Genomic DNA, 12,950 nt, shown 5'->3' with positions numbered 1-12,950 from the left:
CTAGAAGCAATAGGTTGTTATGAATGGCGCGATCAAGCGATCAAAAAGACCTTCCCAGAGTATTGCGAAGGTTGGAAAAATAAAATAGTGATCGATGGAGGGGCTAAAGGACAAATTAACCACTTCAAACTTGTCGTTGAAGACCCGTCCGGCAAGCAGCAGCAAAAGCGTTTGGGTTTAAATGAGTACCTGACAATTGTAGCAGCAACAAACTTTAAGCAACGTATCCGTAAAAATATGGACTATTTCCATGCAGATCGGCTGAACTATGCTGTAGTGGGTACACCTAATCGAGTTGAATATGATCAAGGCTTCTTTGTCAAAGGTGGAGACGGTTTAGCAGACATCAAACCAATTGCTCACCTATATAAAACACAAGTATATGAATTAGCTCGTCACCTAGGGCTGCCTGAAGAAATCTGTAGTGCCACCCCCACTACCGACACCTACAGCCTAAGCCAGGGGCAGGACGAATTTTACTTCGCTCTTCCATATAACAAAATGGATGTAGCGCTGTGGTTCTATAACAACGAAAAGCCATCATCAGAGTTAGCAGAAGCATTAAACACGAGCACTGAACAAGCAGACTTTATTTACAATGATATTGAAAGCAAACGTAAAACAACTCAATATTTACACCTCCATGCACAGTTAATAGACAAGGTTGATTTGGGTTGGTAATGATGAGTGCTAAAAAAAGCCAAACGAAAAACAATCAACAAAAAGTTTTTGACAGGCTTGCCGTGCGTTTTAAGGATCGAATTCGTGAAACCGTTACAGACAATGAAACGGAAGGTGTCGACTCATTCCTTAAACAAGCTTTTGTAAATAGCCCTTTGCGACACTCCCCCGAGTACAACGATTGGCTATTTTCAAATAACATCAAAAACCCCCGATATATCGCTTGGGACGGGAATGATGTTGTCGGCACCCAGTATGGTTTAAAGTGTACGGTTAATTATGCCGATAAGGTTTACTCAGGGTGCTGTGCCATTGACCTCTCGGTCGATGAAAAATGGAGAATGAGAGGCCTAGGCGTTGCTTTGATCAAAAAGCTCATGGATCAACATGATTTCGTTATAGGCCTAGGGATATCTCAAGCTGCTCAAGCGATGTTTACAAGATTGAACTGGTACAATCTTGGAAATATAGCTTTCTATATTAAACCTCTTACAGCAAAAGGATTTTCTAGCACCCAACAAGGCCATGGGGTAAAAGGTACTATAATTTATCCAACAATAGCCTGGGGCGTTCGTTTTTTTACTCGACTAAAGCACTTAGTAAGAACTAGAAAAACGATAAAACCGATATCCCAAGTTGAGAATTATAAGAAGGATTTAGAATACCTATACAACAAGGAACATAATCTCAAAATACTCAACATTAGAAAGAATGCTGAGTATTTTGAGTGGCGCTACATTGAAACACCATCACAGCACCCTTACGACATTCACTTCCTATACGAAGGAGAAAACCTATCAAGCTACTTGGTTACAATGATTAGTGAGTGGCAAGGAAAACAGGTTCTAGCAATTTGTGACTACTTAGCTCCAGATTCAGACTACCCTGATCTAATCAAGCTAAGTGAAAAGTTAGCCTTAGAAAAAAATGTTGATGCAATCATGTATCAAGGCATCAACCTGGACATGGAACACGAATTGAAGAAGTCACTTTTTATAAAACGTCCTCATGGTGATCTATTTATGCTTCACTGTAAAGGTGAAGCCTGCAATCTAATGCAAGCACAGGATATAAAAAATTGGCGAATTACATTTGCAGACTCTGATATGGATTTCATGTTCTTCAAACCTTAGATAGTTTATGAATACCAGCTTATGGATACTAATCGTAGAGAATTCTTAAAACTAACCACTAGCGCCGGTGTAGGCCTTTCACTTGGCATTTCTCTCAATGGCTGTAATGAATGGAATACTGAAAGCCTAGCATTTTCACCAAAAGCTTGGCTAAGTATTCACACAGACAATCGAGTTGTCATTACCTTACCCAAAATCGAAATGGGGCAAGGAATCATTAATGCAATACCCGCAATCATAGCGGAAGAATTAGATTTAGAATGGTCAACTATAGAAATCAAGCTGGCTGACGCGGACACGAAGCATGCCCAACTTCGAACCAGTGGAAGTAGCTCAATCAAGTCACTATGGCTCCCTCTTCGAACTGGGGCTGCAGGTGTCAGGGGCATGCTACTACAAGCAGCAGCCCAAACTTGGGAGGTTGATCAACAAAGTTTAAGCACCAAAAATGGCCAAGTTATAAACCAGCAAACAGGAAAGCACATTAGTTATGGCGACTTGAGTAAGCTGGCCAGCACATTCCACCCCCCTAAAAATCCTGCTCTTAAAAAACCTAGTGAATTTAACTTTATAGGGAACAAAAACCCTAGCCTAAACGTTCACGACATCGTCAAGGGACAGGCACAATATGGTATCGATACTGAGCTGGAAAACTTGCACTATGCTGCAATTACTCACGCCCCCACATTTAAATCAACACTAGCGTCAGTCTCCACTACAAGGCAATTAAGCTCCGGTGTTAAAGGAATAGTAAAGCTAAATAACGCCGTTGCGGTTGTAGCTACGTCCTATTGGCTAGCGAAAAATGTCTTATCAACCTTAAATATTACATGGCACTCCGAAACAGATAATGACCTAAACCAAGCTCAGATAGAAAGAGACTTTATTGATGCCTTAAGTCACACTGGCAAGCTCGTAAAACAATTCGGCAACGCCTTCCCTTCAGGAGAAGGTATCAGTGCTGATTATCACAGCGCGTATCAAGCTCATGCTTGTATGGAGCCGATCAATTGTACCGCCCATATTCACGATGATGGCTGTGACGTATGGGCACCAACTCAACATCCAATGATGGCCCTTGGTGCAGCGAGAGAGGCATACCACACACAACTTGGTAAATGGAGTTCAAAAGTTCTTCGTAAACTTGGAATATCTGATAATGTTAGAGTTCATACCACTCTTTTAGGAGGAGGATTTGGTCGTCGACTGGAGCAGGACTTTGTTACCGAAGCTGTCATCATTGCAAAAGAGTTCAACTTTCCGGTTAAATTACTCTGGTCAAGAGAAGAGGATATACAAAATGATTTCTACCGACCTTATTCATCTCACCGTATAGAATCCCAAATAGACAAAGGGAAGATTACTCACTGGAGACACACAGCTTCTGGGGCGTCAGAGGGGAAAATAAGTGGTGGTGCCATTGACTTCCCATACGATATTCCCAATCGGTCACTCTATTTTCAAACGCTAGATCACGGTATCCCTATTGGTTCTTGGCGCTCCGTTGCCTATTCAAATCATGTTTTTGCAACTGAAAGCTTTATAGATGAAATAGCTCACTACGAAAACACAGACCCTTTTCTCTTTAGACAAAATTTACTTCGACACGATGACCGTTCAAAGAGGCTTTTAGAAAAGTTAAAAGAGGTAAGTAAATGGAACTGGCATCTTAGCAAAGGAGAATATATTGGCATCGCCTTTAATAGAGGGTTCGGAAGCTATATTGCATTAACAGTTCTGCTAAACAAGAACAAAGAAGGCATTACAATTACGGAAATCCACTGTGTCGTTGATTGCGGCACCGTTATCGACCCAGACTCAGTGACAGCTCAAATAGAAGGCGGAATTCTCTATGGATTAAATGCTTCGTTAGGTCATTCAATCACAATACAGAACAACCGCATTGAGCAACATAACTTTGATGATTACCCCCTGATTAAAATAAATGAAACACCAAAAATATACATTGAGGTAATTCCTAGCAATGTTGATCCTGGTGGAATTGGTGAAATAGCCGTGCCAATCATCGCACCAGCCATCGCTAACTCAGTTTATTCCGCTACAGGGGTAAGGCATAGAAGAACGCCGTTTAAACTTTAGTGACTAAAGAAGTATCAATAGATCGATATTAAAGGAAATTACCTTGAAATAGACTGCTTCAATCTCTAGCTTCCCACTCAGAAGTAAGTGACACTGCAATAATTATATAAACTCTAACACCCAAGGCAAAGAGGTCAGCTTGAATTTCATCGACACGGTCAAACAAAACTTTGACTCTATCCCCACGTCAATAGCGATTCAAGATAATCAAGTCTCGATAAGCTATGCTGAACTCGGGCAGCTTGTTGCAGGAATCAATTCCAGGCTCAAACAGTTGGAGCTAGAACAAGGTAGCTACGTTGGTCTATATTTCGAATCGAAACCCTTGGCGATAGCAAGTATGATCGCGTTGCTGGACTATGGCTGTGCCTACATTCCTCTTGACCCGATCTACCCCAACGATCGATTGGCATACATGCTGGAAAACGCGAATGCGAGCTTTGTGCTATGTGATAGGGTATGTGAATTTGCGCCGAAGTCGACCAAATCAATTAACTTTAGTCAAACATTCCCTACAGAAGAAACCTTAGAACAGGTCCTAGCAAATAAGTCCCAAGCATTTAAGAACTTTGGCATCGATAGCGCTCAACTAGAAGAATCGACTGCTGCCTATTTAATCTATACCTCGGGTTCAACAGGGCGCCCCAAAGGCGTCGCGATGCCCCATGGCCCTCTAAATAAGCTGATCGACTGGCAGAATGCTCATTACAACGAAAACTACGCCCCTAAGACCTTGCAATTTTCCTCGCTCAGTTTTGATGTATCTTTCCAGGAAATCTTTTCTAGCTTATCACTTGGCGCAACGCTATACACTCTTGACCCACTGATCAAACAAGACTTTAAGTCTCTTGCTGAATATATACTCGAACATCAAATCGAACGAATTTTCATGCCTTATGTCGCCTTGAAAAACCTGATGCAATGGTTTGTTCGACTAAACATCGTGCCGAAGTCCTTGAAAGAAGTTATCACCGCGGGCGAGCAGCTAATTATCACTGAGGATATTAGGTCTATCTTCGAACAGCTCCCTAAGACAAGCTTGTCAAATCAATACGGCCCTTCAGAGTCTCATGTGGTAAGCGAACTTATCATGAGAGCCCCTGCCAGCGATTGGCCGGAAATACCCCCAATTGGTAGCGCATTACCTCACGCGAAACTTAATATATTGAATGATAATGGCCAAAATGTCAGAGCTGGAGAAGTAGGAGAGCTCTATATTAGCGGCCCAGTTTTAGCTACTGGTTACATAAATAATTCGATAGAGACAAACAAACGCTTTGTCACTATGACGATCAATGGCAAAGAACAACTTTGCTATCGTACAGGGGATTTGGTCTCAGCAGATAATAAGGGCCAGTTAGTTTATTCAGGTAGAACTGATAACCAAGTAAAAATTAGTGGCTATCGTATTGAGTTATCGGAAATTGAAGCCTGTTTAATGAAGCATGAGAGTGTCTCCAATGCAGCTGTAACAGTTTCAGAGAGCGAAGCGCAAAAATCGATTATTGCTTTTATTGTAAGCAACTCTGAGGATGCTTCAATACTCAAAGCATACCTCACGCAAGAGCTACCTGCCTATATGCAGCCGTCTCATTTTCTGTTCAGCGATGCACTGATGACAACGCCTTCAGGGAAAATCGACCGCAAGAGTATGCTCGCCCAGTATCACGCCAATCAAGGTAAGTTAGCTGAGCAGGTTTCAAGCATGCAGAAAGAGCAGCTAATAGCTGTGCCAGATAAAGTGTCACTAAGCTCAATGATCTATTCCTTGCTTGGTAACGACAATATCGACACATCAAAAAGTCTGGTTGATGTAGGCATGACATCACTCATGGCGAACCAGTTATCAGTTCAGCTATATGAAAGCTTTCAGCTAGATATACCCGCCTATAAGCTTTTTCAATACGCTTCGATAGACTCGTTTATCAATCATCTTAGTAAGCAAGTGAGAACTAACAACTATCAGACACGAAATACTAACTCCCGCAAAGATGGCTCTCGTGACATCGCTATTATAGGCATGGCCATTAATGCACCTGGCGCAAATAACCTTCCACAATTTTGGGAGAACTTGCTAGCAGAAAAAGAAAGCCTGCATGTATTTGCACCCACGTCAGCAGATGGTGAAGTTAACACTCGAGGTATCATTGCAGAGCCTCTTGCTCTCGATGCGAGTTTTTTTGGAATTTCACCAATTGAAGCCGAGTTTATAGATCCACAGCAACGCATTATGCTCGAGCTAGCTTGGCACGCCATAGAAGACTCTGGAATTGTTGCTGACGAATTTCCGGGACGTATTGGCGTCTTCTGTGGTACCGGTAATAATTCATACTATTTAGAAAATGTTTTAAAAAACCCTGAAAAGCTCGCTGACTATGGCGCTTTACAAGCTATGGTCGCAAATGAAAAAGATTACACCGCAACACGAATTGCGCACAAACTTAACTTAAACGGCCCTGCAGTCAACATTCAGACTGCCTGCTCGACATCTCTGGTAGCGGTGTGCCAGGCTGTTGAAGCTCTCCGCTCTGGCGAATGCGAGGTCGCCATTGCTGGAGCCGCTTCTCTCTCCTTCCCGCAAGAACAACCTCATATCCCCGAAGAAGGAAGTATCAAGTCTCATGACGGTCATACGCGCCCCTTCGATCGCGAGGCAAACGGCACTGTGTTTAGTGATGGTGGCGGTTTGGTCGTTCTAAAACGACTCGATTACGCTATCGAAGACGAAGATAGAGTAACAGCCGTTATCAAAGGTGTAGCAGTCAACAATGATGGCGCTCAAAAAGGCAGCTTTTCAGCCCCAAGCGAAGAGGGTCAGAAAAACGTTATTCTGGCAGCACAACAAGATGCTGGACTCACTGCAGATAAGATAGGGTACATAGAAGCTCACGGAACCGCTACCCCCATTGGTGACCCTATCGAAGTATCGGCCCTGAAAGCAGTCTTTGAACAAAACTCTAAAATACCTGAAGCTCAGTGCCTACTAGGATCCGTCAAAAGCAACCTGGGGCATTTAACTGCAGCAGCCGGTGTCACGGGCTTAATAAAGTCTGCACTATCTGTATCGAAAGGACAGATTCCGGCCAGTATTAATTTCACATCACCAAACCCTGACTTAAGGCTAGAGTCTTCACCGTTTTCTGTCGCTACAACCACCGCTACTTGGAAACAGGAAATTGGCCAGCGATATGCAGGTATCAGCTCATTTGGCATAGGAGGCACCAATGCTCATGTGATTATCTCTGGGTATGACGCTGAGCCGGCAACTGCTTCTGCACAGACACCAACAAAACTACCACTGTGTCTTAGTGCAAATTCACCCAAATCACTCGCTGATCAAGCTAGGCAACTTGAAACATTTCTACTAAAAAATACTGACACAGATATCGATCACCTTAAAAACACCTACTGCTTTCACCGACAAGCATTGAAGTATCGACAAGCTATATTAGGAACAACTAGAGACAGCATTCTTAGTGAACTATCACAGTTCACTAAGAATGCTTCAGACGCGCCTACAAAGGACCCAAAGATTATATTTATGTTTCCTGGACAAGGAACTCAAGTTAATCGTATGGGTAAGAAGCTCTACAATGAACTTCCGCTCTTTAGAGCACATTTGGATAACTGCATCGAGATATGCAAAGACGAATTTAACGTCGATCTCATACATATCCTATTCTCGGATGATCCAAGCCTTCACCTTACTGAGAACACGCAAATAGCATTGTTTTCGGTGGGTTATGCTATTGCATCAAGTTTAATGGAGCTTGGTATCAAACCCGACGGAATGATGGGACACAGCATTGGTGAACTAGCTGCGGCAACCTTGTCTGGGGTATTCGATTTACACACGGCAATTAGAGTAGTTTTAACGCGCGGCAGAGTCATGCAAAGACAGGCGAGTGGTAGCATGTTAGCCGTAGAAAGCAGCTTTGACGCAATCAAGCACTTAATTCCGGATAGTGTTGTTCTTTCAGCTCAAAATACTCCTGAATCACTCACTCTCTCTGGTGAAGATGTTCATATTGAACAAGCAAAAGAAGCACTGGAGAAGGCCAGTATTCATTGCACAAAGCTAAGAACCTCGCACGCTTTCCACTCGCCAATGATGATCCCTGCCGAGCAGGCTTTCATCACAGAGCTCAAGGGCATTCATTGCAAAAAGCCCAGTATCCCATTTATTTCCTGTGTCAGCGGCGACTGGATTACAGATGAACAAGCAAGCGACACTCGCTACTGGGCTAGCCAGATAGTAGCTCCGGTACAGTTCAAAGGTGGCACTGAAAAGCTAAGCAAGTGGTCAAACCTTATTGTTATAGATTGCGGCCCAAGACGTGTTGCGTCTCACTTACTTAGCCAATGCTTGGAAGATAAGGATGACCTTAATATAATAACGGCCCTACCAAAGCCAACAGAAGAAGCTGAAGATAGCCAATTTATCGCCTGCCTAGGCAATATATGGAAAACGGGATTATCTGTCGACTGGCGTAAACTAGCCAGGCCGATAAAACCAGCGATGGGGTTTTTACCTCCTTATGCCTTTGAACATAAAGATTTCTATATAGCACCACAGGCCAGTCACTCCGCCTTCAACCTAGAACAAGAGCTTAGTAAGAGCTTTGACAGTAATCAGTCCAATTTCTTGGGCGACCTGACTCAACTTAGCCAAGGGCTGCAACAACAGTTTGCAGCCATGAATAACAACTTTCTCGATATTGCATCATTAGGCGCTAGCCCAGTCTCAATTCAGGAGACTCAAGTAGTATCTGGAACCAACTTATTTAATGATATAGAAGCCGACACCATGACGACAAACGCGATCAGCCAACTCAAAACACTTTTTTCAGATACTTCGGGCATCGACTTAAACGACGCCAATCCTGATGCAACCTTTTTCGAATTAGGCCTCGATTCTCTATTCTTAACGCAGTTAGCCTTAAAACTGAAAAAGACCTTCAAATCCAAAGTAACCTTCCGTCAACTTATGAATGAATATAGTTCATTCAATAAGCTAGCGACAAAGTTAGAGGGCGACGGAGCCTTAACTAGCGCGCCTGTGGCAACACCGAACCAAGCACCTGTTCACATTGACACGCCTTCTGTTTCCGCTCCTTTACCAGTAAGTCACGCGACTACCACCAATGCAAACGGCTCGCCTTTAAACAGTTTGCTTTCGCAGCAACTTCAATTGGTAAACAGTCAAATTGCTTTATTAAACCAATTAAGCCAGGGTCAAGCAGGAGCGCCAGTTCAAGCTTCAGTACCTGCCACTACACAAACCTCCGGCACCGCGGAGCTAAGCGATACTCAAGACAAAAAACCCTTTGGTGCGGGCACCCGTATTAACGTTAAGCGCTCAAATGAGCTCAGTGCCGATCAACAGCAGAATTTGGAAAAGCTTAGTCAGCGCTATAATGCCAAGTTTTCAAAGTCTAAAGACTTCGCTCAAGCAAACCGCTCCCAGCTCGCGGACCCTCGAGTAGTCTCCGGGTTTCGAGATAAACTGAAAGAGGTTATTTACCCTATTGTTGTCGAGAAGTCTGCCGGCGCACACCTTTGGGATATCGACGGAAATTGTTTGATTGACGTCACCTGTGGCTTTGGCTCAAATTTCTTTGGCAATGGTGCTGAATTTATTCGCTCGGCCGTTGCCAAACAGCTAGAAACCGGTTACGAAATCGGCCCCCAGAACCCCTTAACTGAAAAGGTATCCAAGAAATTTTGCCAGTTAACTCAACTAGAGCGTGTTGCTTTCTGTAATACTGGTTCTGAAGCTGTACTTGGCGCCATACGATTAGCGCGCACAGTGACAGGCAAAGAACATATCGTCATGTTTGAAAACGACTATCATGGAATCAATGATGAGGTTATCGTCCATCGAGGTTCGAATGGCCTACCGTTACCAGCAGCCGCCGGTATTCCTGGAGAGGCCGTCGCCAACACAATGATTCTAGACTACGGTGACCCACAGTCTTTAAAGTATATCGAAGAAAACGCCGATGACATCGCTGCTGTTCTGATCGAACCTGTACAAAGCCGAAACCCAGAACTTCAGCCTAAAGAGTTCGTTCAAGAGTTAAGGAGCTTATGCGATCAAAATGAGATGGCCCTTATATTCGATGAAGTCATTACAGGTTTCCGCCTCGGACCACGAGGAGCTCAAGGCCATTTCGATATTCCAGCAGATATCGCAACCTACGGTAAGATTATCGGTGGAGGTATGCCAATTGGTGTTATTGGAGGCAAGTCCAAGTATATGGACGCCTTAGATGGTGGCCAATGGCGATATGGTGATGACTCATCGCCCGAAGTTGGCGTAACCTACTTTGCGGGAACCTTTGTACGCCACCCACTCGCGATGGCTGCAGCAAATGCAGTATTAGATAAACTAATAGCCGAGCCTAGCATACAGCAGGATTTGGGCAACAAGACCGCTGCAATGGTCGAGCAAATGAACCTGTACGCAAGCCAACGACATGCTCCGATCAAAGTCGTGAACTGCCAGTCCCTATTCCGTTTTAAAATTCCCCAAGATATCGCTTACGAGGAACTAATATTTACGCTGTTGAGAGAAAAAGGAATCCATATATGGGATGCACGCCCATGTTTCCTTACCACAGCTCATAGTGATGAAGATATCGCTGCAATCATTAAAGCTTTTGAGGAAGCCGTCGACGAAATGCTGTCGTTAGGATTCTTTCCCGAGCTCGATCCTAGCAAAAACACGAACACCCAAAACACTGAAGAAACGGCGCCATTGCAAAACACTCCGCCAGTTCCAGGAGCTAGATTAGGAAAAGATTCCCAAGGAAAGCCAGCATGGTTCATAAAGGACCCTGAACAACCTGGAAAATACAGAATGCTAGAGCAAAACTAATGACCAGCCAAATCAAGACCATACAATCTGTTTCGGTAGATTTCGACCCCTTTGCTGATCAAAAACCGACCCTGATAAAATCGGTTCCGTCCACGGCAGCACAACTTGAAATATGGTCGTCTGTCCTGATGGATCCAAAGGCTTCAAGTGCTTTTAACGAATCCTTTACCTTAAAGTTTAAAGGAGAGCTCAGAGTGCCTGCTCTCATCAATGCACTTGAGCTAACCGTTGCAAGGCATGATGCTCTCAGAGCCAGTTTTTCTGAAGATGGCACAAGCTTTAGAGTATTCGACTATCAGGAAATTCAATGCGGCTTAGAAAATATTGAAAAACAAGCTCTTGAAGAACTTATTGAAAGCGAAGCCCGCGAGCCTCTGGACCTAGTCAATGGCCCTTTATTCAGAGTTCGCTTACTGAAAGAGTCGGATACCTGTCACTACCTGATATTCACTGCTCATCATATTATTTGTGATGGCTGGTCTCTTGGCATCGTGATCGCAGATTTGTCAGCCTTTTACAATAGCACCGTAAAGGGAAATTCGGCTGATTTAGAAGAAGCATACTCTTTTGTTGATTTTGCAGGTCAATCTTCAGAGAACGAGGACAAACAATATTGGCTAGATAAATTTTCAAAAAGAATTCCCGATTACGAGCTTATATTAGATAAAGACCGCCCCAAGAATAGAACCTTCAATGCGCGCCGAATAGATGTTGATGTCGACCTAGATCTAATCACTGAAATTAAGAAAAGTGCAGCCAGCATAGGATGCAGCCTAAGCGCTTATACAATGGCGATCTATTTTATTGCCTTGCAGCGCTGGACAGGAGAGTCCTTTTTAGCAGTAGGAATGCCAACCGCAGCACAACCCGGTATCGCTCCGAATTCTTTGATTGGTCATTGTGTTTCGACAGTTCCTATCGTCAGTGAGCTAAATCCTTCTATATCAGTTGCTCAAGCAATACACGAAATTAGTGAAGAGATTCTAGACGCTTTTGAACATCAGAACTTTACCTTTGGGGAGTTGATTCGAGAGCTACCCATTGCAAGGGATCCTTCAAGAATTCCACTTTTACCCCTGCTTTACAACTTTGATACAGGCTTGGAAGACGAACATCTAGATTTTCACGAGCTAAAATGTAGTTTCCACTCAAACCCAAGGTTTTATGAAAACTTTGAACAGTTTATGAATGTCGCCGACTACGGTGACCACTTCACAATCGAGTGCCAGTACAATACTGACCTATTCCTGGAAGAGTCAATCAAAGCCCGAATCGATGAATATATCTGGCTCCTAACCCAGTGTAGTTTTAATCTAAACCAGTCACTCAGCGAGCTGGAACTCAGCCCTATTAACGATTATGAATATTTACTTACTCGTAGCCTAGGTACGCACCATTTCTGGCATGAAGAACAAGCCAACGCCCCTCGCACTGTCGGTCACTACCTTCATCATCAAGCTCAACAATTTGCCGAAAAAGATGCCGTCATATTTGAGCAGGAAGTCTTAAGCTATCGTCAGCTTGATGAACTTAGCTCACAGTGGGCTCAGCTCCTATTAGAGGAGCACGTATCGGTTGGGGACCGCGTTGGCTTGTGCCTGGACCGCTCTCAGCATATGCTCGCGGCCCTAATTGGCATATTGAAAGTCGGCGCCAGCTATGTCCCGCTTGACCCTGACTTCCCCGATGATCGTTTGGCGTACATGATTGAAGACTCGGGCTTACAACACCTAGTCACTCAAGAAACGCATATCAAGCGCCTGCCTTCTGTTGCACACATACTCAATACCGATCTGATTTCTGAACGTCTATCACAGCAGAACACAGCTTGCCCAGATGTAACAATCCCTGAGGATACAGCTGCGTATATCATCTATACCTCCGGTTCTACCGGAAAGCCTAAAGGCGTTGTGGTACCCCATGCTTCCGTCATGAACTTCTTACACAGCATGGCCGAAAAGCCAGGGCTCCAGGCTGATGATACCCTGATGGCAGTAACAACTTTGTCTTTTGATATTGCCGTACTTGAACTCTACTTGCCACTCTGGGTCGGCGCCAAAATCATTATTGCCAAGAAACAGGATAGTAGTGATGGTCGACGTTTATTAAGCTTGCTGATAAAGCATCAGGCAAACTTCATGCAAGCAACACCCGCC

General features: G+C 43.9%; 5 protein-coding genes. All 5 read left to right on the top strand.

Translation table 11 applies throughout. From position 1 onward, the window contains the following. A partial coding sequence (nadE, locus tag A3735_RS13075; protein ID WP_068638149.1) for an NAD(+) synthase occupies positions 1-681 on the top strand: 681 nt, incomplete at its 5' end. Then, positions 681-1,814 carry a GNAT family N-acetyltransferase gene (locus A3735_RS13070; protein WP_068515295.1) on the top strand — a complete coding sequence of 378 codons (1,134 nt, stop codon included), beginning with the start codon at positions 681-683 and terminating at the stop codon, positions 1,812-1,814. The genes nadE and A3735_RS13070, both read left to right, overlap by 1 nt. A 21-nt stretch (positions 1,815-1,835) precedes the next feature. After that, complete coding sequence (locus tag A3735_RS13065; RefSeq protein ID WP_068515303.1) at positions 1,836-3,914, top strand: molybdopterin cofactor-binding domain-containing protein; 2,079 nt, start codon at positions 1,836-1,838, stop codon at positions 3,912-3,914. Between the two features lie 139 nt (positions 3,915-4,053). Further along, entirely contained in the window at positions 4,054-10,794 is a 6,741-nt protein-coding gene (locus tag A3735_RS13060) for a type I polyketide synthase (protein ID WP_068554300.1), read from the top strand. Further along, a partial coding sequence (locus tag A3735_RS13055) for a condensation domain-containing protein (protein ID WP_156499649.1) occupies positions 10,794-12,950 on the top strand: 2,157 nt, incomplete at its 3' end. The genes A3735_RS13060 and A3735_RS13055, both read left to right, overlap by 1 nt.

The sequence above is a fragment of the Oleiphilus sp. HI0061 genome, assembly GCF_001635675.1.
This window is presented reverse-complemented; position numbering and strand designations above follow the sequence as displayed.

What these genes read in the sequence shown, in the direction of transcription:
- A3735_RS13065 (WP_068515303.1), top strand. Translation starts at nt 1,836, where the DNA reads ATGGATACTAATCGTAGAGAATTCTTAAAACTAACCACTAGCGCCGGT.
- A3735_RS13070 (WP_068515295.1), top strand. Translation starts at nt 681, where the DNA reads ATGATGAGTGCTAAAAAAAGCCAAACGAAAAACAATCAACAAAAAGTT.